Below are 22,165 nucleotides of genomic sequence, written 5' to 3' on the forward strand. Positions count from 1 at the left end.
AAATAAGATAAATAAACCCAACAAGAAAATGAGCTATTATAACTCCAGCTACTATATATATTGTTAAATTTGAACCGTCTCGCATGGTTTATGTTTTTTTCAAAATTAACTATGACGTATAAAACTAAATATGACAAAAATCACTTTATTTAATGAAGCATAACGTTTTTTTAATTTTTATCTGTACATGCCTTTTATATTGTAAAGAACAACCAAAACGTGCGTTAAATGCGGTAAGTAAAAGCGAAACAACAGGTTTAAAATATGCCAAAGGATTCAAAATTTCCAAGTATAGAACTTATTCTATCTTAGAAATCAACCAACCTTGGCCCAAAGCGGAGCACAGCTTTAGGTATGTTTTGATTGATAAAGAGAATGCTGCAAAAACGTCGTTTGTAAAAGATGAATTTGATGGTATCGTTATTACTCCTATAGAAAAAATTGTAGCAACTTCTACAACCCATCTTCCAGCTTTAGAACTCTTAAATATAGAAAAGGCCCTAGTTGGATTTCCTGGAACAGATTATGTGTCTTCTAAAACGATTAGAGAACAAATTGATAATGGTAATGTTAGAGAGCTCGGTAAAAATGAAGCACTGAATACTGAAGTAGTATTAGAACTTAACCCTAACGTTGTAGTAGGTTTTGGTATTGATGGTGGAAACCGTTCTTTAGAAACTATTAAACGTTCAGGTATTCCAGTAATATTTAATGGCGACTGGGTAGAAAATTCCCCACTTGCTAAAGCAGAATGGATAAAACTTTTTGGCGTGCTTAGTAACAAAGAAAAAGAAACAGATTCTATTTTTAATAAAATTGAAGAAAATTACCTAGAAGCAAAGAAACTAGCACAAAACGCAACATCAAAACCTACGGTTCTAGCCGGAGCAATGCACAACGATATTTGGTTTTTACCAAATGGCACCAGTACTGAGGCACAATTACTTAAAGACGCCAATGTAAAATACCTTTGGAGCGATACGAAAGGTGTTGGTAGTTTAAAATTAAGTTTTGAATCAGTCTATGTGAAAGCAAAAAGTGCTGATATTTGGTTAAATCCATCGAATTATTCAAGTTTAGAAAATCTTAAAAACGGTAATGAAAACCATAGTTTGTTCGATGCGTTCCAAAATAAAAACATTTATACATTTACAAATACTACAGGTGCAACTGGTGGTGTTTTATACTATGAAATGGGAATGACCCGCCCAGATTTGGTTTTGAAAGATATTATAAAAGTTTGCCACCCAGAATTATTAAGTGATTATGAACCTTTTTTCCTGAAACCTTTAGAATAATTGTCAAATTCAAACACATATAAAGTTTCGTTTGCTATACTTATAGTTGTTCTATTCATATGCTTTTTCGTAAACATCAGTTTAGGCTCTGTGTCTATTCCTCTAAAAACTATTTTCAATAGCTTAGTCGGAAACCCAACCGAACAGGAAACATGGCAAAACATAATTCAGAATTACAGGTTGCCCAAAGCCTTAACTGCCATTATCGTTGGATCTGGCTTAGGTATTTCTGGCTTGTTAATGCAAACTCTATTTAGAAATCCACTAGCTGGTCCTTTTGTTTTAGGCATAAGCTCTGGTGCTAGTTTAGGTGTTGCGCTGGTAATAATGGGGTCAAGTATTTTTGGTGGTGTACTAGCAATACTTTTAATATCAAAATGGGGTGTTGTAATTGCAGCAAGTTTAGGCAGCTTTTTAGTGCTTATGGCAGTTGTGGCAGTATCTCTTAAAGTAAGGGATACCATGGCTATTTTAATTATCGGACTTATGTTTGCTAGCATTACGGCAGCAATGGTGAGCGTGCTCTCTTATTTCGGTTCTGCAGAACAATTGCAACAATACATATTTTGGGGTTTTGGCAGTTTAGGAAGCCTCTCTTGGGAAGATGTAACCATACTTTTAATTATTTACATCTTGGGCATCCTACTAGCTATTACATCAACAAAACCTTTAAACACCTTACTTTTGGGCGAAAATTATGCAAAAAGCTTAGGTTTGAATATCAAACTAAGTAGATTTACCATCATCATCGCAACAAGCCTGCTTGCAGGAACAATAACTGCATTTACAGGACCTATTGCGTTTATTGGTTTAGCCATTCCGCATATTACTAGACAAGTGTTTAATACATCCAATCATAAAGTGTTATTGCCAGCAGTATTTTTGTTTGGGGCAATAATTATGTTAATATGCGATAGCATTTCACAATTGCCTAATAGTGATGTTACCTTACCGATTAATGCCATAACATCATTAGTTGGTGCGCCTGTTGTTATTTGGTTGTTGGTTAGAAAACGAAAAATGATATTTTAATATGAATATAAATTCCAAAATAGCAAAATCAAAATTCCAAAATTTGGCTTTACTACTTGTGAGTAAGTCATTGGAATTTAGTTCTTGGAATTTGATGTCTTTTAACAATTTTTAGTGGCTAATAACAACAAACATATCATTTTAAAAACACATAACCTTTCCATAGGTTATAAATCCAGAACTCATAAAACCGTTGTTGCTTCGGATATTAATATAGAATTACAGAAAGGTCAACTGGTAGGGTTAATTGGTGCTAATGGGATAGGAAAATCTACGTTATTGCGCACATTAACTAGAGTTCAAAATCCATTGAAAGGTGAAGTTCTTATCAATAATACAAACCTAAAAGTGTATTCGTCAATTGATTTGGCTAAGGTATTAAGCTTAGTGTTAACCGAACCTGTTGCCTCTAAAAATTTATCGGTTTATGAACTTATTGCCTTGGGCAGGCAGCCTTACACCAACTGGATTGGCAACCTTTCAAAAGAAGATATTGAAATCACAAATAGTGCTATTTCACAAATGAATATTGACCATTTAAGGGATAAAAAGTGCTTTGAGTTGAGCGATGGCCAATTACAAAACGTAATGATAGCAAGAGCTTTGGCTCAAGACACCGATCTAATTATACTAGACGAGCCCACCACGCATTTAGACATGTACCACAAGGCCTATATTTTAAAACTGCTCCAAAAATTAGCGAAAGAAACCCAGAAAACCATTCTGTTCTCATCTCATGAAATAGATTTGGCCATTCAACTTTGTGACAATCTTATTGTAATGAACACCAATGAAGTGGTTGCCGATGAACCCTGTAACCTGATTTCTAATGGTACTTTTGAAACTTTATTTCCAAAAGATTTAATTGCTTTTGATGAAACTACAGGAAGTTTTAGAGTAAAAAAATAATATCCCGTTTCAATCACAGGTTTCCGTAAACATCAATGCCAACAAAACCGATAATGTTGACACTTTAGGTCTTCTCACTTTTGCAAGAGGTAATAAATCAATTATATTTGGTTAAACTTCTTTTCAAAAAAATGAACGACAATTTAATCATTATTCTAACTGCACTTATTTTCGCAGTTATTGGCTTTTTCTTAGGGAATTACTTTTCAAAATTAAAGACGAAAAGCGAACAGAGCACCTTAGAGGAGCGCCAGAACCAAATGCGGCTTACTATTGATGAATTAAAACAAAATTTATCTAAAATTGAAACTGAGCGCGAAGATATCCGAAGTGAAAAAGAATTTTTAAATACAGAATTGGCTAGAAAAAATTCAGAATATGAAAACCTTCAGGAACAAAACCTAAAACGCGATAAGGAACTAGAAGAGCGCCAAGAACAACTACGTAAAGATTTTGAGTTGTTGGCCAACAAAATTCTGGAAGAAAAATCGAATAAATTCACAGAGCAGAATAAAGAAAACATCAAAAACATTCTTAACCCGCTGCAAGAAAAAATACAAGGTTTTGAAAAAAAGGTAGAAGCATCCCAAAAAGAAAGCATTAGTATGCATTCTGCCCTAAAAGAGCAATTGCTAGGTTTAAAAGACCTTAACCAGCAAATGACGAAGGAAGCCACTAATTTAACGCGAGCGCTAAAAGGCGACAGTAAAATGCAAGGAAATTGGGGGGAACTGGTTTTAGAACGTGTTCTGGAAAAATCTGGTTTAGAAAAAGATAGGGAGTATTTTGTACAACAAAGTTTTACACGTAATGATAACTCGCGTGTTATGCCCGATGTAGTTATACATTTACCTGACGGTAAAAAAATGATTATAGACTCCAAGGTGTCCTTAACCGACTATGAACGTATGGTGAATGCCGATGAAGATGACAGACCACAGTTTTTAAAAGCCCATGTAAATTCCATTAGAAAGCATGTAGAGCAACTTTCTGCAAAGAATTATCAAGATTTATACGATATAGAATCACCAGATTTTGTACTGCTTTTTATTCCGATTGAGCCTGCTTTTGCGGTTGTAGTAAATGAAGATAATACCATTTATAATAAGGCTTTTGAAAAAAACATTGTTATTGTTACACCTTCTACCCTTCTTGCCACGCTGCGCACTATCGATACCATGTGGAATAATGAAAAACAGCAGCGTAATGCTATTGAAATTGCGAGACAAGCAGGTGCGCTTTACGATAAATTTGAAGGCTTAGTGAGCGATTTAACTGGTGTAGGCAAAAAGATTGATGCAGCAAAAAGTGATTATTCTGCAGCTATGAACAAACTGGTTGAAGGCCGAGGCAACCTCATTACAAGTGTAGAAAAGCTCAAGAAAATGGGAGCTAAAGCTAAGAAATCACTTCCTGAAGCCATTCTTAAACGTGCTGAAGAGGATGAGTAATTTGGTTTTTTCATGAAAACACGATATATTTGAATATGCCTTAAATAAGGAATATTTTAATTTATGCCTTTAAAAAGGAATATTTTAATTTATGCTTTAAAAAAGGAATAACCAAAATAGCAATAGCATGATTGGAGTTATTACTGGCGATATCATAAAATCCCGTACCGTAAAAAATCCGGAGATCTGGATGATAGGCTTAAAATCGGCATTATCATATCTTAACCCTGATAGCTCTCAATGGGAAATATATCGTGGCGATAGTTTTCAAATTGAAATAAAGGATATTAAAGAGAGTTTTATTAGTGCAGTTTATTTAAAAGCCTGTATTAAAATGTTAAATCATATTGATGTAAGGCTGGCCATTGGCATTGGTAAAAAAACGTACCAAGGCGATAAAATAAGCGAATCTAACGGTGAGGCTTTTATATTTTCTGGCGCAACTTTAGAGTCTTTAAAAAAAGAAAAACTTAATTTAAGAATTAAAACTTCGAACAACAGATTAAACGAGGAATTAAACCTATACTTTAAGTTGGCACTAACATTTATGGATGGTTGGACCGTAAGTTCTGCTGAAATTGTAAAACTAAGTATAGAGCAACCCAACGCCCTACAACAAGACCTAGCGCATATTATAGGTACAAAACAAGATGCCGTAAGTAAACGACAAAAACGTGCTCATCTTGAAGAAATATTAGAGCTAAACCAGATGTTCCAACAAAAAATAGCATCATTGTTATGATTTTAATCAAACTTTTACTGGCGCATCTTATTGGCGATTTTTTTCTTCAGCCCCAAAAGTGGGTAAGAGAAAAGGAAAAGGAAAAGTTAAAGTCGCCAAAACTGTATTTTCATGTGCTAATTCATATCGCCGTTACAGCCGTACTGCTTTGGGATGTGTCGCTTTGGCCAATTGTATTAATTATTGGTATATCACACCTCATCATTGATGGATTAAAACTTCTAGTTCAAAAGAAAAAGACAAAACGTAGGTTGTTTTTTGTTGACCAATTACTTCATGTTTTAGTACTCCTTTTATGCTATTATTTTACATTTAATAGTGTTTCAGATTTTGATTTTAGATTTACTGCAAACCAATTGAGGCTTATAACCTGCCTCCTGTTTTTAACCATTCCTGTTTCAATAATTATGAAAACCATTTTTTTAAAATGGGATATTTCAGAGCTTACCATAAACAACAAATCACTAAAAGATGCTGGTAAATACATCGGTATTTTAGAGCGTATTTTAGTATTTATTTTTATTATTACGAATCATTGGGAAGCTGTTGGCTTTCTTATCACTGCAAAATCGGTATTCCGTTTTGGCGATTTAAAAGAATCTAAGAGCAGGCAGCTTACTGAGTACATTTTAATTGGTACTTTAATTAGTTTTGGTATTGCAATATTAACCGGTATAACCTATACTTTATTAACGTAGAATATGTTTAAACATCCTAAAGAATCCCAAGTTTCTATCACAGAATTGATGCTGCCATCCCACTCTAACTTTAGCGGGAAAATACACGGTGGGCATATTTTAAATTTAATGGACCAAATAGCATTTGCTTGTGCCTCAAGGCATTCACAGCATTATTGTGTAACCGCTTCGGTGAATCGTGTGGATTTTTTAAACCCAATAGAAGTTGGCGAATTGGTAACTTTAAAAGCATCGGTTAATTATACTGGGAGAACATCGATGGTCATTGGCTTACGTGTAGAGTCTGAAAACATCCAAACTGGCGAAATTAAGCACTGCAATTCCTCATATTTTACCATGGTAGCAAAAGATGAAAATGGCAAAAATGTAGCAGTACCTGGTTTGATTTTAGATTCTGAGCAAGCTGCAAGACGCTTTGCCAGAAGTATCGCAAGACAACAACAAGCCAAGCATCGCTCTACAACATTTAATGCTTCAGAATTTAAAATTGAAGCGCATCTAGATGTATTAAAAAATCAAAATGCTAAGGTTAAACTGTAGTTCTTTCGATTAGTTTAAATTACAAAGGTCACCTCCTTTAGCTTACTTTTTTGATATTCTTTATATTAATAATACTAACTAAAAACCCTTAGCTCTGAAAACACCCCAACCTTTACTCCTTTTTAATTTACTTCTTTTTTTAATCCAAAACTACACTCTCAAAATACCTCAAAAACAGTAGTAATTGTGAAGATTTAACTTTTAGCGAGCTCTGACTTTATCACATAATTTGGAATATTAAAGCATTCATTTCACTATATTTATACATTAAATTATCATAGAATTAAACATGAAGAAATTTTTAATTAAAACACTTTTATTAATAGCAGCTCTAGGTTTAGCCTATTTCGCATTCATTTACTTTGTTGATTATAGTGAGGGTGTACGCTCTGGCGACCTAGTTAAATTTAGTCATAGAGGTGTTATTTTCAAAACTTGGGAAGGCAAATTAAGCCAAGGGGTATCAGAAGAATTACAATTTAATTTTTCAGTTGAAAAAGGTGATAAAGATGTTATTGAGGACTTACAAAACCTACAAGGGTCTTTTGTGAAACTCACCTACATTGAGCGCTACCAAACTTTTTTTTGGCTAGGAGACACCAAATACTTTATAAAAAAGGTTGAAAAAGCCGAAAGACCATAAACTAAAAAAAGCCGCTTAAAGCGGCTTTTTTTTATCAGTTATTTCTATTTACTTAAGTACATTTTCCTTCGTGAGTATAAATCGTAAAACTCGTCATCCTTAAGACTATCAATAAACAAGATACTTTCTCCTGTACTCTTCATTTCTGGCCCTAATGTTTTATCTACATTCGGAAATTTATTAAAGGAGAACACAGGTTGTTTTATGGCGTAACCTTCTAGCTGTGGATTGAATTTAAAATCCTTAATCTTTTTCTCCCTCAACATCAATTTAGTGGCGTAATTCACATAAGGCTCACCATAAGCTTTTGCAATAAATGGTACCGTTCTAGAAGCCCTTGGATTAGCTTCTATAATATATACCTTATCATCTTTTATAGCAAATTGAATATTAATTAATCCCACTGTATTTAAAGCTAAAGCTATCTTTTTTGTGTGATCCTTGATTTGTTGCATTACAAACTCTCCTAAGTTGAAAGGAGGCAATGTAGAGTTACTATCTCCAGAGTGAATACCACAAGGTTCAATGTGTTCCATAATTCCTATGATATATACTTCCTCTCCATCGCAAATAGCATCGGCTTCCGCTTCAATCGCCCCTTCTAGATAATGGTCTAATAACAGCTTGTTATTTGGAATTTTATTTAAAAGGTCTATCACATGCTCTTCTAACTCTTTTTCGTTAATAACGATTTTCATACCCTGACCTCCAAGCACGTAAGATGGTCTCACCAATATTGGGAAATCTAATTTTTTAGCTACGGCTAATGCTTCATCAGCGGTTTCGGCTGTATCAAACTCTGGGTAAGGGATATTGTTTTCTTTCAATAACGTTGAGAAGCTTCCTCTATCTTCAGCTAAATCTAAAGATTCAAAGCTTGTACCGATAATTTTTATACCATAGCGCGATAGTTTTTCAGCTAATTTTAAAGCAGTCTGTCCTCCTAACTGTACAATAACTCCTTCTGGTTTTTCATGCTTGATGATGTCGTAAATGTGTTCCCAAAATACAGGCTCAAAATATAATTTGTCAGCAGTATCAAAATCCGTTGAAACCGTCTCAGGATTACAGTTTATCATAATGGTTTCGTAACCACACTCTTGAGCTGCATACACACCATGCACACAACAATAATCAAACTCTATACCTTGTCCAATTCTATTTGGCCCTGATCCGAGAACAATTATTTTCTTTTTATCAGTAACTATACTTTCATTGTCTGAGTATCGCTCACCATCAGCCGTTTGCATATCACTTTCGAAAGTTGAATAGTAGTACGGCGTTTTTGCTTCAAATTCAGCAGCACATGTATCTACCAATTTATAAACACGATTGATGCCTAATTCTTCACGCTTGTTGTATACTTGACTTTCCAAACATCCTAACATGTGCGCTATTTGTCTGTCTCCGTAGCCTTTTTGCTTCGCTTCCAGTAACAATTCTTTATCAATAGAATCAATATTATACTTTGAAATCTCTTTTTCTAAGAAATAGAGTTCTTCGTATTGTTTTAAGAACCACATATCGATTTTAGTGATTTCAAAAATTCTACTTAAAGGAATCCCCATCTTAATGGCATCGTAAATAATGAATACGCGATCCCATGAAGCAAACTTTAACTTTTCAATCACCTCATCGTAGTTGGTGTTTTCTTTGCCGTCTGCTCCTAGTCCGTTACGTTTAATTTCTAACGATTGGGTAGCTTTATGTAATGCCTCTTGGAAAGAACGCCCAATACCCATTACTTCTCCTACAGCTTTCATTTGTAAGCCCAATGTTCTATCAGAACCTTCAAACTTATCAAAATTCCAACGTGGTATTTTTACAATCACATAATCTAAAGTAGGCTCAAATAAAGCTGATGTTGACTTTGTAATTTGATTGCTTAATTCATCTAAACTATAACCTAGAGCTAATTTCGCAGCAATTTTGGCAATAGGATATCCCGTAGCTTTACTTGCTAATGCAGAAGAACGTGATACACGTGGGTTAATTTCAATAGCAATAATTTCCTCTTTATCATCTGGACTTACAGCGAATTGTACGTTACATCCACCTGCAAAATCCCCAATACTACGCATCATATGGATAGCCATATCACGCATTTTTTGATACGTTCTATCACTTAATGTCATTGCTGGGGCTACGGTAATAGAATCTCCCGTATGGATTCCCATAGGATCCATATTTTCTATAGAACAAATAATAACTACGTTACCATTAGAATCCCTAAGCAGCTCTAATTCGTATTCTTTCCAGCCTAACAATGCTTTATCTATCATTACTTCATGTATAGGGGAAATCTCCAATCCATGTCGCAATAACTTATCAAAATCCTTTTCATCATAAACAATTGCAGCACCGGCACCACCAAGTGTAAAGGAAGAACGGATACACAGAGGAAAACCAAATTCCTGAGCGATTTCTTTTCCTTTTAAAAATGAAGAAGCCGTGGCTTGTGGCGCCATACCAACTCCAATTTTTTCCATCAATTCCCTAAACTGTTCTCTATCCTCGGTAATGTTAATCGCGTCGATATTCACACCTATTAACTCAACCCCAAAATCTTTCCAAATGCCTTTTTCATCTGCCTCAATAGCTAAATTTAGTGCGGTCTGTCCTCCCATTGTTGGCAATACAGCATCTATTTGAGGGTGCTCTTTCAAAATCTTTACGATTGATTTTGTATTTAAAGGCAACAAGTACACATGATCTGCCATTGAAGGATCAGTCATGATAGTTGCAGGGTTAGAATTAATTAAAATAGTTTCAATTCCATCTTCTCTTAACGAACGTAGGGCCTGAGAACCTGAATAGTCAAACTCACACGCTTGCCCGATAACAATGGGTCCTGAACCAATAATAAGGATCGATTTTAATTTAGGATTTTTTGGCATTTTTTTAAAGTATTCTAATTGTAAATAATTTTCGGTTTGCTAAATTAGTAATTACAAAACATAAAAAAAGGCGCTACACTTAAGCAACACCTTTAAAATATCAACAATTGTTAATCATTATTTTTTATGTCTTGTTTCAGATGATACAGACAATTTTTTTCTTCCTTTTGCTCTTCTTCTAGCAAGCACTTTTCTGCCATTAGCAGAAGCCATTCTTTCTCTAAAACCGTGCTTGTTTCTTCTTTTTCTTTTAGAAGGCTGAAACGTTCTTTTACTCATCGTCTTATATCTTTAAAATCTGAATTGTATATTTTCTAAAATAATCTTTTTGACCCTTCGCCAAAACTGGGGGCAAATATACAAAGCTTTTTTATTTCACAAACCTATTTTAATAATATTTTTTCCATAAAAAATTACTTTCTTTGCATTTTAAAATAAAACCTGGTGTTTGCGCGAAATAAAACACCTTAAATTTCTATAAAATTCTACTTTAATGTTCAATAAAATTATAAAACTAATATTAGCCGCAGGAATTTTAGCTTATGCCATATATCAATTTACAGAGGGAAACATTGGTAATGGTATTTCCCTTATTCTATTAGCTGGTGTTTTTGTTTTTCTTTATTTTAAGAATGAGTTTATTCTTTTGGCTTTTTTGAGATTGCGAAAACAAGATTTTGAAGGGGCAAAGAAATGGTTGGACAAAATTAAAAACCCTGAAGGCGCACTTGTAAAAAAACAACAGGGTTATTACAGTTATCTGCATGGTATAATGACAATGCAGGATAATATGAATGAATCTGAAAAACATTTTAAAAAGGCCATTTCTTTAGGTTTATCAATGAAGCATGATTTGGCCATGGCAAAGTTAAACCTGGCGGGTATTGCTTTTTCAAAACGTAGAAAACGAGAAGCGCAACAATTATTAACCGAGGCCCAAAAGCTAGATAAACATGGTATGCTTACCGATCAAATTAAAATGATGAAACAAAATATGAAGCAAGCGGTGGGCCCTAACCAGCACTTTGGCGCAGGTGGTTCAGTTAGATCTCAAAAGAGACGAGGAAGATAATTTTATATCAGCGGGGACCACAATCTACTATAAGATTCTTTTAGCTTCTCAATTTTTGGTCTTTTTTGCCAAGTCTCCATTTCTATTTTTTCAGAATATTGCAAATCTTCTAAAAAATGTTGCTTTAAAACTTTGCTGTTTTCAACATCATAGATAAATGCATTGACTTCAAAATTAATGTTAAAACTCCTGTAGTCCATATTTGAAGTACCTACAGTTGAAAAAATATCATCTACCACCATGGTTTTAGCATGAACAAAACCTTTGGTATAACGATATACTTTAATATTAGCGTCCAATAGCCTTTCTAAATAAGAGTTCGTAGCATACTTCACCACCCAAGAATCTGATGTCTTTGGAATGATGATCTTAACATCTACTCCACTTTTAGCCGCTACTTGAAGCGCTGTTATAATTTGATCGTTAGGCACAAAGTAAGGCGTGGTGATATAAATATAATCCTCGGCGGTATTAATTGCTGTAAACATGGCTTCCATAATATAAGGCCAATCGGTATCAGGTCCGCTGTTAGCAATCTGTATTGCCACATCGTTGTTACATGTTATTTTTGGGAAATAAGAACCATCAATTTTTATTTTTTCATTTGACACGAAGTCCCAAGTTGTAAAAAAACTGATTTGCAAAGATTTTACAGATTCACCGATAATTCGCAAATGCGTGTCTCGCCAATACAAATCATCATCTCCATAATTTACGTAAGTATCTGAAATATTAATACCTCCAACATAAGCAATTTCGCCATCAATAATGGCAATTTTTCGATGGTTTCTATAATTCATCTTACCGGTAAATCTGGGGAGTAAAACCGGCATAAATGGAAAGTGTTTTACCCCACTATCACTTAGCCTTCGTTTCATTTTAGATGAAATCTTGCTCCCCACATCATCATAAGTAAGCCGCACTATTAAACCATTTTCAGCCTTTTCACATAAAACATCAAGAACTTTTGTACCAATCCTATCATCCTTTAAAATATAATATTCTAAATGGATGTGGTTTTTTGCATTAGACAAATCCTCTAGCAAGCGCTCAAACTTGTTTTCACCATTTTTTATAATAGTAATATCATTACAAAGGGTTAGTGGGGAACTTTTGTTCTCATAAAGCAATTGCACGAGCTTAACTTTAGAATCTAAAAAATCATCCACAGCCTCAATCTCTTTACCATCAAGCTCCAAATCTTCTTCAATTCTTTTTATGGTAGATTGGTTAAGTACGTGTTTTCTTGTGAAGATTTTATCTTTTCGATATTCTTGACCAAAAAGATAATACACCACTAAACCAAAAAAAGGAAAAAACACCAAAACGATGATATACGATAGCGTTTTAGTGGGATTTATGTTTTTAAGTAAAACAGTAATAACCGCAGATATAGATAGAACATAATTAAGTACAATTAAAATGCTCCAGTAGTTTTCTTTAAGATACGCTAACATTAGTTATTAGTTGTAGTAGCCTTCTTTTGGAATTTCTATAACATATTGTTTTCTTGATTTATTATTTAGATGAGGCTCGCGCAACCATGGGTTATGTATTTTTAAAATCTTGTAATTAATCCCAAAGCGTTCCGCAAATTTTGTAAAATCGGTTACGGCGGTATCTACTTCAACCTTAAATGTTGGTACGTTTGAATACAGATCTTTCTCCCTAAAATTAAACCCATATTTACTAGGATTAGATAAAATTTCTTTTAATGCTACTATTCGAAAAAGGTAACGGCCCGTTTCTTCACCTAATAACAAGTCGTAATAGTCTGCGACATTCTGTTCTTTTAAACGCCTTGCTATTCCTGCATTTCCTGCGTTGTAAGCAGCAGCAGCCAAGGTCCAAGACCCTAATTGTTCTTTGGCTTTCAATAAGTATTTGCAGGCCACTTCAGTAGCTTTTTCAAGATGGTAACGTTCATCTACATTTGTGTTTACTTCCAAACCATTTTCACGACCGGTAGCTTTCATAATTTGCCAAACCCCTCTGGCTCCGGCAGGAGAAACGGCATTTGTTAATCCACTTTCTATCACTGCCAAATATTTAAAATCATCTGGCACTCCGTTTTTCTTCAAAATAGGTTCAATAATCGGAAAATACTTTTGCGCACGCTTAAACATCAATAAACCGTTAGATTGCCAATAGGTGTTCACTAGCAGTTCTCTATCCATACGCTCTAAAATATCCGGGTTTTCTAAAGGCATACGCTCACCAGCAAAAGTTAAATCTTCGGGTACCTGTAAGGCATACACGTTGTAGTCGTTAATAATTTTCTTTTCGAAATTTTCATCGGTAGGTGCGTCTTGGAGGGCATAAGTGAATAATAAACATAAACTTAATAATCCTACAAGTGCAAGAATTCGTTCAATGGTCTTCATCATTAATAAGTTTTTACTAAAGGTAAAATATTTTTTAGTTTTCTAAAATTATACGTGGTAAATTCTCGTTAAACCATTTGTATTTATAGATTACCATGGCGTGCGTACCATTTTTTATCGTTATACAGTTGGATATATTTTTGATAGGAAAAACAGGGTCTTTGTCGCCATGAATGTGAACAATATGCGATGGACAAATGGATTGACTCCAATTTAGCATCTTATCAATGGCCCAATCAAGATACTGTTTATCACTTACTGAAAGATACATTTTATATAGGTTAAGACGTTTTTTTACCTTATCACCGTAAGCATATTTAGCCAATAAGTCTATTCTACTTGCTATTCCAGTAGGCAACAATTTATAGGCTTTTGTTGATTTAGCAATATGCATACGGCGAGGTAATTCTTCTCTTGTTTTCACACTTGAAATTATAATAAGCTTTCTTAAAGCAACGTGCTTACACATTTCTTGCACTAAAACACCACCAAAGGACACGCCAATTAACACAGGCTTGTCATGTTTTATTTCTTTTACCATTCTTAAAGCATACGCACTTAATTCTTCATTTTTTTCGGGCAGAAACCATTCTAAATAATGCAGTTTGAACTGATCTTTCGGTAATTTTATATGTTCGAAAATTAACGGACTTGCAGCCATTCCCGGCATTAAATACACATGTATTAACTCTTGACTCATAAGGTTTTAACCTTGTTATTACTTTATTCTGTGGATTTTTTTTCGTACTTTTGCACAAAGTTATAGAAATAGTGTGCACTATTTATGACTTTACTTCTTTTAAATTAAATAAAAACACATATGGTTGAAACTGCTGAACAATTGGTTGACAATGATTTTCTACGTCAATTCGAAATTAAGATGAATGGGCATTTAGCAAAAATTGAATACTCTTTACAGGAACGAAAGATTTTTTTAACCAAGTTGATTATTCCTGAGGAAATAAATGATGAAGGGTTTAAAAAAGAGTTTATAGCTGCGGTTTTCGAACAAATTCAAGATCGAAATTTAAGTGTGATGCCTACGTGTCCTGCCATTGCAAAATTTGTAAGAAGCAACAGGAAATATAAAAGAATGTTACCTGTTGGGGTTAGAATATAAGCAAAATAAAATGTTATATTAAAAAATAAATCCGAAGCTAAAACCTTCGGATTTTTTTATGACAGTTTAACAATACACCTTTATTCTTGATGAGATGATGAAAGAACTTCAGGGTGATATACAAACTTAAAACGTACCAAACCATCATCATCAATTTTAGTAAGTTCTACATCATGTAAGGTGTTTATCAAATCAGGATTCCAAGGTGCTTTTACTTTAACGTAATTTTCGGTAAATCCATGGATGTAGCCTTCTTTATTTTCACTTTCAAAAAGTACAGTTCTTGTGGTTCCTAAATGACTTTCATAAAATGCACGTCGCTTCTTTACCGATAATCCACGTAACATTTTACTGCGCTTACTTCTAACGTTATTAGGTACAACACCATCCATTTCAGTAGCTTCAGTATTATCTCTTTCAGAATAAGTAAACACATGTAAATATGAAATATCTAATTCATTTAGAAAGTTGTATGTTTCTAAGAAATGATCATCAGTTTCTCCAGGAAATCCAACAATAACGTCCACACCAATACAAGCATGCGGCATTACTTCTTTTATTTTTATTACGCGATCTACATATAACTCTCTCATGTAGCGACGTTTCATTTTTTTAAGTATTTCGTTGCTTCCAGATTGCAAAGGCACATGAAAATGCGGCACAAAAGCTCTAGACTTTGATACTAAATCTATAGTTTCATTTTTAAGCAAGTTAGGCTCTATAGATGAAATTCGTAGGCGCTCTATACCTTCAACTTTGTCTAATTCAGTAACCAAATCTAAAAACGTGTGTTCGTGTTTTTTATTACCAAATTCACCTTTACCGTAATCGCCAATATTCACGCCCGTTAGAACAATTTCCTTAATATTTTGCTCTGAAATTTCACGAGCATTTCTCAATACGTTTTCCATAGTATCACTACGCGAAATGCCACGCGCTAAAGGGATGGTACAATAGGTACACTTATAATCGCACCCGTCCTGAACTTTTAAGAATGCCCTAGTTCTGTCCCCTATGGAATAAGACCCTACGTAAAAATCAGCATCTTCAATTTCACAGGAATGCACTTCACCAAAATCGTTTTTGGTTAAATCGTTTAGGTAATCAGTAATCTTAAATTTTTCCGTAGCTCCTAACACTAAATCCACACCACTTACATCGGCTAATTCTTGAGGTTTTAATTGTGCATAACAACCTACTGCTGCTACAAAAGCCTCAGGATTCGATTTTTGGGCTTGCTTAACAATAGTTTTAAAGCGCTTGTCGGCATTTTCGGTTACGGAACACGTATTTATAACGTAAATATCTGCTTTTTCAGAAAAATCTACACGATCAAAACCTTCATTTACAAAGTTTCTAGCAATAGTAGAGGTCTCTGAAAAATTCAACTTGCAACCTAATGTGTAAAATGCTACCTTTTTGTTATTCACTTTAATGAACCCAAACTTGTTTCAGGGAATTTTAAAATTTATCTTTACGGCTGAAAGTGTGCAAATTTACAACTAATAAATTATATGATAAAACGTATTTGGCATCAAATAATTAGCTATTTATCAATTAGTTGTATTTGTATTAGTCTTTTTTCATGCGGAAAAGATTCCAACTTAAACAAGGACCATCTTGTTTTTCGTTATAACGAATTTGCAAACATCAACACCTTAGACCCTGCATTTTCCCGAACATTACAAGATAATTCCGTTTGTAACCAACTGTTTAATGGTTTGGTACAGTTGGATGACAAATTGAATATTTTACCTTGTATTGCAAAGGATTGGAACGTTTCTGAAGATGGAAAAACCTATACATTTAATCTTAGAAATGATGTGTATTTCCATAAGCACGAGTTGTTTGGAAAAGACTCTACCAGAGTTGTTGTGGCAAAAGATTTTTCCTATAGCTTAAATAGACTTAAAGACGAAAAATTAGCCGCTCCGGGTAGTTGGGTATTAAATAAGGTTGCAAATTTCAGGGCTATTAATGATACTATTTTTGAGATTTCACTAAAACAACCCTTTCCGGCATTTATTGGCTTATTAACAATGAAATATTGTTCGGTAGTTCCCAAGGAAGTTGTGGAACATTATGGAACAGCGTTTCGCTCCCACCCTATAGGTACCGGTCCTTTTAAATTTAAGCGTTGGGAAGAAAATATAAAATTAGTATTTAGGCGCAATGAAAATTATTTTGAAACCGATGAGCAAGGACATAAGCTTCCGTACTTAGAAGCTGTAGCCCTTACCTTTCTCCCAGATAAACAAAGTGAATTTCTACAATTTGCACAAGGTAATATCGACTATTTATCAGGATTGGACGCTTCATATAAAGACGAATTATTAACGGCTGATGGCAAATTAAGAGAATCGTATGCGAAATCTGTGAATATGACCACAGGCCCCTATTTGAATACTGAATATTTAGGTTTCTACCTAGATTCTGAAACTCCAGAAATACAATCTAAACTTATTAGAAAAGCCATTAATTATGGTTTTGATAGAAAGAAAATGATGATATACCTGCGCAACGGTATTGGCAATCCTGCTCATGGTGGGTTTATACCTATTGGGCTTCAAGGGTATGATGCGTCAATCGGATTTACGTATCAACCTGGAAAAGCAAAAGCACTCATTAATCAATTTAAGGAAGAAAGTGGCATCACTAATCCAGAAATTACCTTAGTAACGTCTAGTAATTACTTAAGTTTTTGTGAATTTATTCAACGTGAATTAGAAAAAGCAGGTTTAAAAATAAATGTTGATGTAATGCCCGAAGCCACATTGAGATCTGCACGAACTGAAGGAAAAGTAGATATGTTTAGAAGCTCATGGGTAGCCGATTATATGGATGCAGAAAACTACCTCTCTATTTTTTACAGTAAAAATTTCACACCAAAGGGTTCTAATTATTTTCATTTTAAGCACAAAACCGTAGATAGTTTGTATAATAAAGCATTTACTATTTCTGATATTGAAAAACGAAAATATTTATACACTACCATTGATTCCCTTGCCATGGAAAATGCCATTATGGTTCCTCTTTTCTATGATGAAGTTGTTCGATTTACAAGAAAGAATGTGAAAGGGTTAGGAATTAATCCAATTAACATGTTGGATTTGAGGCGCGTTACGAAATCTGTCGAATAAGACTATTTTTCTATGGTGAAATAATAAATATCGTCATCACCCTTACCTTTATCTCGTTTAGAAACAAAATAACCTGAATTTCCATTAGCAAGCATCACCAGTGAAAAATCATCATCTGCACTATTAAACGGTTTTGGCAATTTTTCTGCTTTGGCAAAGGTACCGTCTTGGTTCATTTTACTTTTATAAATATCGAAACCTCCGAATCCGTTAGATTTGTTAGATGAAAAATAGAGCGTGTTATTTTTGCTCATTACTGGAAACATTTCGCGGCTATAAGAATTAATTCTAGATCCAAGATTCTTAGGCGCTCCAAATGTACCATCTTCTAGGATTTCAACGCTAAATATATCTGAACCTCCTTTTGTAGATTGCCTACCACCTCTAAAATTTGATATAAAATATAACGTTCTCCCATCAGCACTCAAAGATGGATGCGCATAAGAGTACTTAAGTTTACAAAACGGTAAGACCTTGAAATTTGTATAGCCAATACCTTCTTTAAACTCTCCCACTTCTAAATGGAAGTTGGCTTTATTGAAACTACCCTTAGGCATGTTTTTGTTGGTATAAGTTGTCATAATGTAAATACGACTACCATCACTATTTAGAACTGCACTAGTGATTGACCCCAAACTTGCCTCAGGATCAATTTTTAGCTCTTCTATAGCATCAATATTTCCATCTGATAAAATGCGCCCTTTGTAAACCGACAAAACCCCTTCACCGCTAAATGCAACTTTGGGCTTTCCATTTTTTTTTAACTGATATGTTGTGAATATAATCTGATTATTACCAAAAGGCACAATCCCAAAATGGGGAAACTCGGAGTTGACATCTAAATTATTTACAACAATTTCGGAATCTTGTGGATACCCCAAAAGACCATAAAAAAATATTAGAAAGCAATAAAGAGATTTCAAGATAGAACGATTTGTATTACAAATATACAAATCTTTAATAATTAAGGTCTTAGCCTTAAATTAATCCCTACGGTATTTTTTAGTTTCGTTAAAAACATGCTCTAAAATTGCTTTATCTTGCTCCGAGAATTCTAAGTTACGTCTAGACATAACTACCTTAGCGACCTCAAAGGCTTTTTTGGTTAAGTATGTGGTAAATCCACTATTGCCTCCCCAACTAAAACTTGGGACAAAATTTCTTGGAAAACCACTACCAAAAATATTTGAGCTAACACCTACAACAGTACCTGTATTAAACATCGTATTGATACCGCACTTACTATGGTCGCCCATCATTAAACCACAAAATTGCAACCCTGTTTTTGCAAAACTTTCGGTTTGATAATCCCATAAACGCACCTCGGCATAATTATTCTTTAAATTTGAATTGTTAGTGTCCGCACCAAGATTACACCACTCGCCTAAAACAGAATTACCCAAATATCCTTCATGCCCTTTATTGGAGTTAGCAAATAATACCGCATTTTTTACTTCTCCTCCAACTCTACAATTAGGACCAATTGTGGTAGCCCCATAAATTTTTGCTCCCATTTTTACATGAGCATTTTCACATAGTCCTAATGGCCCTCTAATTAATGACCCTTCCATAATTTCGGAGTTCTTACCAATATAAATGGGGCCGCTACTTGCGTTTAAGGTCGTAAACTCTAACGAAGCGCCTTCTTCTATAAAAATATTTTCAGGAGCTATTACATTATTGCTGGCTGGAATTGGTTGAGACGTTTTTCCTTTTGTTAGTAGTGTGAAATCTTCCTGAATGGCATCTTCATTTTTCGAAAAAATATCCCATGTGTTTTCAATTTTAATACAATCACTACTGAACTCAATAGCTTCATAAGCATCAAAATCAATATTTTCTTGCCCCTCCTTAGCATAAAACGCTATAACATCTTCCTCTTTAAAAATAGCTTGGTTTTCGTTTAAATCCTTTATCATTTCAACAAGCTGAAAATTTGGTAGGTAAGAGGCATTCACCATAATATTTTCTTCCATTTCAACCATAGGATACTTTTCAGACAAGTAATCTTCTGTTACTGTGGTTGTAGTAGTATCTAAATACGATTCCCACTTTTCCCTAATGGTTAAAATACCAACACGTATGTCAGCCACTGGCCTAGTGAATGTAAATGGCAATAAATTATTTCTAGAAGGTCCGTCAAAAAGAATGTAGTTCATAGCTAAAATTAAAGTTTAGAGTTTGAGGTTTGAAGTTTTCACCTCAGCCATCAACCAAAAATTATTGTACTAAGTTCTGGGAAGTAAAAATAAAAAAGCCTCTCTACAGTAGAAAGGCTTTTAGTAAATATATTTTTGTGCAAGTTTATTTCTTAAACTTAGCGTATTTGTTCTTAAACTTATCAATACGACCAGCAGTATCCACCAATTTAGACTTACCTGTGTAGTAAGGGTGCGATGTTCTAGAAATTTCCATCTTTACGAGTGGGTATTCAACACCGTCAACTTCAATCGTTTCATTTGTTGCAGCAGTAGATTTCGTTAAAAACACATCGTCGTTAGACATATCTTTGAATGCTACTATTCTATAATTTTCTGGATGTATACCTTTTTTCATCGCTTTACGCTTTAAATCATATTTTTTTAGAGGTGCAAATTTAAGTAATTTTTACAAATCCACAATTACTTTTTAATATTTTTTCTTTAAGATTATAAATGTAACGTTTTACTATCTTTGAAATCACAATTTCAAAAAGAAATTTAAGCAAAAAAATGGGGAAATCTGTAAAAACATTAGCTAGAAATTACGGGGTGTATCTTGGTGTTTTATTGTCAATAATTTACATTCTTGTATATTTTATAAATTTAAACTTATTCGTAAATTCTACATTTGGCATTTCCCTTTATATCATTTGTGTTATTTTTGGTATCGTTGCCGTAGCAAAAGTTAAACAATATTATAATGGTTATTTAAGTTTTAAAGATTGTTTTACATCCTATTTTATAACAATATTCATAGGGTTGCTTTTTATGACTTTATTATCTTATATTTTATTTAATTTTATTGACGTCGAAGCAGCTGCCGCATTAAAAGAGCTATCTAAAGAAAAACTTGTAGAAGTTTATAATAATTTAAACGTTTCAAAAGAAAAAATAAACGAAATGCTTTTACAAATGGAAGCTGACAATCTTTTTTCGTTCAAAAATTCTTTTTCCACATTACTTATCAGATATATACTGCCTTTAAGCATAATTGGCCTATTAGTTTCTGCTACCCTCAAAAAAAGAAATCAAGACACAGAATAAATTCATTATTTTTGAGCTGTAATTTAGGGCAAAAAACGAATGAATATATCCGTAGTTATACCACTACTTAACGAAGAAGAATCATTAAAAGAATTATATGACTGGATTGTACAAGTTATGCAATCTAATGATTTTTCATATGAAATTATTTTTATTGATGACGGCAGTACGGATGGTTCTTGGGAAATTATTTCAGAATTATCAAAAAAAAATGCTGATGTTAAAGGCATTCGTTTTTTAAGGAACTTTGGGAAATCCCAAGCGCTTCATGCTGGTTTTGAAAAAGCTCAGGGTGATGTGGTAATTACCATGGATGCCGATTTACAGGATAATCCAGAGGAGATCCCAGAATTGTATGATTTGATAACTAAAGATGGTTACGATTTGGTATCAGGATGGAAAAAGAAACGTTACGACGCTGTTCTTAGCAAAAACCTGCCATCCAAACTTTTTAATTGGGCAGCGAGAAAAACTTCTGGTGTAAAATTACATGATTTTAATTGCGGACTTAAGTCTTACAGAAAAGCAGTAGTAAAAAACATTGATGTTAATGGTGAAATGCACCGCTATATTCCAGTTTTGGCCAAAAATGCCGGTTATAACAATATTACCGAAAAAGTGGTTAAGCATCAAGCCAGAAAATATGGCGAAACCAAATTTGGCATAGATAGATTTATTCATGGTTTTCTGGACTTAATAACGATATGGTTTTTATCTCGTTTTGGTAAGCGCCCAATGCATTTATTTGGTTCTTTAGGTGTGCTTATGTTTGCTATTGGTTTTGCGTTTGCACTGTATTTAGGTATTGATAAGCTATTTATAAACACCTCTGGAAGATTGATTACGCAACGGCCTCAATTTTACATCGCCTTAGTTACAATGGTTATTGGTACCCAGTTTTTTGTTGCAGGCTTTTTAGGTGAGTTAATTTTAAGAAACAGACCAGATAAGCGTCGTTATCTAATAAAAAATCAGTTAAATTTATAATACCACT

General features: G+C 33.9%; 22 protein-coding genes. 13 read left to right on the forward strand and 9 right to left on the reverse strand.

What is annotated here, in order from left to right:
• The first annotated feature begins 152 nt into the window (after positions 1-152).
• From BMY39_RS09155 to BMY39_RS09190, 8 genes are all read left to right on the forward strand, one after another.
• Positions 153-1,298, forward strand: a complete 1,146-nt coding sequence (locus tag BMY39_RS09155; protein WP_092578803.1) for an ABC transporter substrate-binding protein — start codon at positions 153-155, stop codon at positions 1,296-1,298.
• Positions 1,299-2,330: a FecCD family ABC transporter permease gene (locus tag BMY39_RS09160; protein WP_092578805.1), complete on the forward strand. Its 1,032-nt coding sequence runs from the start codon at positions 1,299-1,301 to the stop codon at positions 2,328-2,330.
• A 114-nt stretch (positions 2,331-2,444) separates the two neighbouring features.
• Positions 2,445-3,239, forward strand: coding sequence for an ABC transporter ATP-binding protein (locus BMY39_RS09165; protein ID WP_092578807.1), 795 nt, complete (start codon positions 2,445-2,447; stop codon positions 3,237-3,239).
• Positions 3,240-3,370: 131 nt separating this feature from the next.
• Positions 3,371-4,690 carry a DNA recombination protein RmuC gene (rmuC, locus tag BMY39_RS09170; RefSeq protein ID WP_092578809.1) on the forward strand — a complete coding sequence of 440 codons (1,320 nt, stop codon included), beginning with the start codon at positions 3,371-3,373 and terminating at the stop codon, positions 4,688-4,690.
• A gap of 127 nt (positions 4,691-4,817) precedes the next feature.
• Entirely contained in the window at positions 4,818-5,432 is a 615-nt protein-coding gene (locus BMY39_RS09175; protein WP_092578811.1) for a transcriptional regulator, read from the forward strand.
• The gene (locus BMY39_RS09180; RefSeq protein ID WP_092578813.1) at positions 5,429-6,130 is read left to right on the forward strand and encodes a DUF3307 domain-containing protein; all 702 of its coding nucleotides are present in this window, start codon (positions 5,429-5,431) and stop codon (positions 6,128-6,130) included. The genes BMY39_RS09175 and BMY39_RS09180 overlap by 4 nt, the downstream gene beginning before the upstream one ends.
• Positions 6,131-6,133: 3 nt before the next feature.
• Positions 6,134-6,670 (forward strand): acyl-CoA thioesterase, encoded by a 537-nt coding sequence (locus BMY39_RS09185; RefSeq protein ID WP_092578815.1) that lies wholly within the window; start codon positions 6,134-6,136, stop codon positions 6,668-6,670.
• 289 nt (positions 6,671-6,959) lie between these two features.
• Positions 6,960-7,313 (forward strand): 6-phosphogluconate dehydrogenase, encoded by a 354-nt coding sequence (locus BMY39_RS09190; protein WP_092578817.1) that lies wholly within the window; start codon positions 6,960-6,962, stop codon positions 7,311-7,313.
• A gap of 44 nt (positions 7,314-7,357) precedes the next feature.
• Here the strand turns inward: BMY39_RS09190 and carB are convergent, their stop codons facing one another.
• Together carB and rpmH are read right to left on the reverse strand one after the other, a co-directional pair.
• Positions 7,358-10,210, reverse strand: coding sequence for a carbamoyl-phosphate synthase large subunit (gene carB, locus BMY39_RS09195; RefSeq protein WP_092578819.1), 2,853 nt, complete (start codon positions 10,208-10,210; stop codon positions 7,358-7,360).
• A 117-nt stretch (positions 10,211-10,327) separates the two neighbouring features.
• Positions 10,328-10,489 carry a 50S ribosomal protein L34 gene (rpmH, locus tag BMY39_RS09200; protein WP_027878648.1) on the reverse strand — a complete coding sequence of 54 codons (162 nt, stop codon included), beginning with the start codon at positions 10,487-10,489 and terminating at the stop codon, positions 10,328-10,330.
• Positions 10,490-10,703: 214 nt separating this feature from the next.
• Here rpmH and BMY39_RS09205 point away from each other — a divergent pair, with 214 nt between their 5' ends.
• Entirely contained in the window at positions 10,704-11,282 is a 579-nt protein-coding gene (locus BMY39_RS09205; protein ID WP_092578821.1) for a tetratricopeptide repeat protein, read from the forward strand.
• Between the two features lie 2 nt (positions 11,283-11,284).
• On the opposite strand, the gene cls is transcribed toward BMY39_RS09205, so the two are convergent.
• The 3 genes from cls to BMY39_RS09220 are packed head-to-tail and all read right to left on the reverse strand — an operon-like array spanning position 11,285 to position 14,366.
• Positions 11,285-12,739, reverse strand: coding sequence for a cardiolipin synthase (gene cls / locus BMY39_RS09210; protein WP_092578823.1), 1,455 nt, complete (start codon positions 12,737-12,739; stop codon positions 11,285-11,287).
• Between the two features lie 6 nt (positions 12,740-12,745).
• Positions 12,746-13,666 (reverse strand): lytic transglycosylase domain-containing protein, encoded by a 921-nt coding sequence (locus BMY39_RS09215; RefSeq protein WP_092578825.1) that lies wholly within the window; start codon positions 13,664-13,666, stop codon positions 12,746-12,748.
• A gap of 34 nt (positions 13,667-13,700) precedes the next feature.
• Positions 13,701-14,366 carry an alpha/beta hydrolase family protein gene (locus BMY39_RS09220; protein ID WP_092578827.1) on the reverse strand — a complete coding sequence of 222 codons (666 nt, stop codon included), beginning with the start codon at positions 14,364-14,366 and terminating at the stop codon, positions 13,701-13,703.
• A gap of 120 nt (positions 14,367-14,486) precedes the next feature.
• On the opposite strand from BMY39_RS09220, the gene BMY39_RS09225 reads away from it, so the two are divergent.
• Positions 14,487-14,786 carry an N-acetyltransferase gene (locus BMY39_RS09225; RefSeq protein WP_092578829.1) on the forward strand — a complete coding sequence of 100 codons (300 nt, stop codon included), beginning with the start codon at positions 14,487-14,489 and terminating at the stop codon, positions 14,784-14,786.
• Positions 14,787-14,866: 80 nt separating this feature from the next.
• Here BMY39_RS09225 and mtaB read toward each other — a convergent pair whose 3' ends face one another.
• On the reverse strand, positions 14,867-16,216 hold the full coding sequence (gene mtaB, locus BMY39_RS09230; protein WP_092578831.1) for a tRNA (N(6)-L-threonylcarbamoyladenosine(37)-C(2))-methylthiotransferase MtaB: 1,350 nt from the start codon (positions 16,214-16,216) through the stop codon (positions 14,867-14,869).
• Between the two features lie 84 nt (positions 16,217-16,300).
• Between mtaB and BMY39_RS09235 the strand changes: the two genes are divergently transcribed.
• Positions 16,301-17,926, forward strand: coding sequence for an ABC transporter substrate-binding protein (locus BMY39_RS09235; protein ID WP_092578834.1), 1,626 nt, complete (start codon positions 16,301-16,303; stop codon positions 17,924-17,926).
• Positions 17,927-17,928: 2 nt separating this feature from the next.
• Here BMY39_RS09235 and BMY39_RS09240 read toward each other — a convergent pair whose 3' ends face one another.
• From BMY39_RS09240 to BMY39_RS09250, 3 genes are all read right to left on the reverse strand, one after another.
• Positions 17,929-18,807: a TolB family protein gene (locus tag BMY39_RS09240; protein WP_092578836.1), complete on the reverse strand. Its 879-nt coding sequence runs from the start codon at positions 18,805-18,807 to the stop codon at positions 17,929-17,931.
• 102 nt (positions 18,808-18,909) lie between these two features.
• Positions 18,910-20,085, reverse strand: a complete 1,176-nt coding sequence (locus BMY39_RS09245; protein ID WP_092578838.1) for a GlmU family protein — start codon at positions 20,083-20,085, stop codon at positions 18,910-18,912.
• 145 nt (positions 20,086-20,230) lie between these two features.
• Entirely contained in the window at positions 20,231-20,482 is a 252-nt protein-coding gene (locus tag BMY39_RS09250) for a type B 50S ribosomal protein L31 (protein ID WP_092578840.1), read from the reverse strand.
• 155 nt (positions 20,483-20,637) lie between these two features.
• Between BMY39_RS09250 and BMY39_RS09255 the strand changes: the two genes are divergently transcribed.
• Entirely contained in the window at positions 20,638-21,171 is a 534-nt protein-coding gene (locus BMY39_RS09255) for a DUF4199 domain-containing protein (RefSeq protein WP_092578842.1), read from the forward strand.
• A 39-nt stretch (positions 21,172-21,210) separates the two neighbouring features.
• A complete protein-coding gene (locus tag BMY39_RS09260; RefSeq protein ID WP_092578845.1) occupies positions 21,211-22,158 on the forward strand; it encodes a glycosyltransferase family 2 protein in 948 nt (315 codons plus the stop codon).
• Positions 22,159-22,165 lie beyond the last annotated feature (7 nt).

Origin of the sequence: Hyunsoonleella jejuensis (genome assembly GCF_900111025.1) — a bacterium.
Taxonomy (GTDB): Bacteria; Bacteroidota; Bacteroidia; order Flavobacteriales; family Flavobacteriaceae; genus Jejuia; species Jejuia jejuensis.

Coding starts and splice junctions, on each gene's coding strand:
- BMY39_RS09155 (WP_092578803.1), top strand. CDS start 153: ATGAAGCATAACGTTTTTTTAATTTTTATCTGTACATGCCTTTTATAT.
- rmuC (WP_092578809.1), top strand. CDS start 3,371: ATGAACGACAATTTAATCATTATTCTAACTGCACTTATTTTCGCAGTT.
- BMY39_RS09175 (WP_092578811.1), top strand. CDS start 4,818: ATGATTGGAGTTATTACTGGCGATATCATAAAATCCCGTACCGTAAAA.
- BMY39_RS09180 (WP_092578813.1), top strand. CDS start 5,429: ATGATTTTAATCAAACTTTTACTGGCGCATCTTATTGGCGATTTTTTT.
- BMY39_RS09185 (WP_092578815.1), top strand. CDS start 6,134: ATGTTTAAACATCCTAAAGAATCCCAAGTTTCTATCACAGAATTGATG.
- BMY39_RS09190 (WP_092578817.1), top strand. CDS start 6,960: ATGAAGAAATTTTTAATTAAAACACTTTTATTAATAGCAGCTCTAGGT.
- carB (WP_092578819.1), bottom strand. CDS start 10,210: ATGCCAAAAAATCCTAAATTAAAATCGATCCTTATTATTGGTTCAGGA.
- rpmH (WP_027878648.1), bottom strand. CDS start 10,489: ATGAGTAAAAGAACGTTTCAGCCTTCTAAAAGAAAAAGAAGAAACAAG.
- BMY39_RS09205 (WP_092578821.1), top strand. CDS start 10,704: ATGTTCAATAAAATTATAAAACTAATATTAGCCGCAGGAATTTTAGCT.
- cls (WP_092578823.1), bottom strand. CDS start 12,739: ATGTTAGCGTATCTTAAAGAAAACTACTGGAGCATTTTAATTGTACTT.
- BMY39_RS09215 (WP_092578825.1), bottom strand. CDS start 13,666: ATGAAGACCATTGAACGAATTCTTGCACTTGTAGGATTATTAAGTTTA.
- BMY39_RS09220 (WP_092578827.1), bottom strand. CDS start 14,366: ATGAGTCAAGAGTTAATACATGTGTATTTAATGCCGGGAATGGCTGCA.
- BMY39_RS09225 (WP_092578829.1), top strand. CDS start 14,487: ATGGTTGAAACTGCTGAACAATTGGTTGACAATGATTTTCTACGTCAA.
- BMY39_RS09235 (WP_092578834.1), top strand. CDS start 16,301: ATGATAAAACGTATTTGGCATCAAATAATTAGCTATTTATCAATTAGT.
- BMY39_RS09245 (WP_092578838.1), bottom strand. CDS start 20,085: ATGAACTACATTCTTTTTGACGGACCTTCTAGAAATAATTTATTGCCA.
- BMY39_RS09250 (WP_092578840.1), bottom strand. CDS start 20,482: ATGAAAAAAGGTATACATCCAGAAAATTATAGAATAGTAGCATTCAAA.
- BMY39_RS09255 (WP_092578842.1), top strand. CDS start 20,638: ATGGGGAAATCTGTAAAAACATTAGCTAGAAATTACGGGGTGTATCTT.
- BMY39_RS09260 (WP_092578845.1), top strand. CDS start 21,211: ATGAATATATCCGTAGTTATACCACTACTTAACGAAGAAGAATCATTA.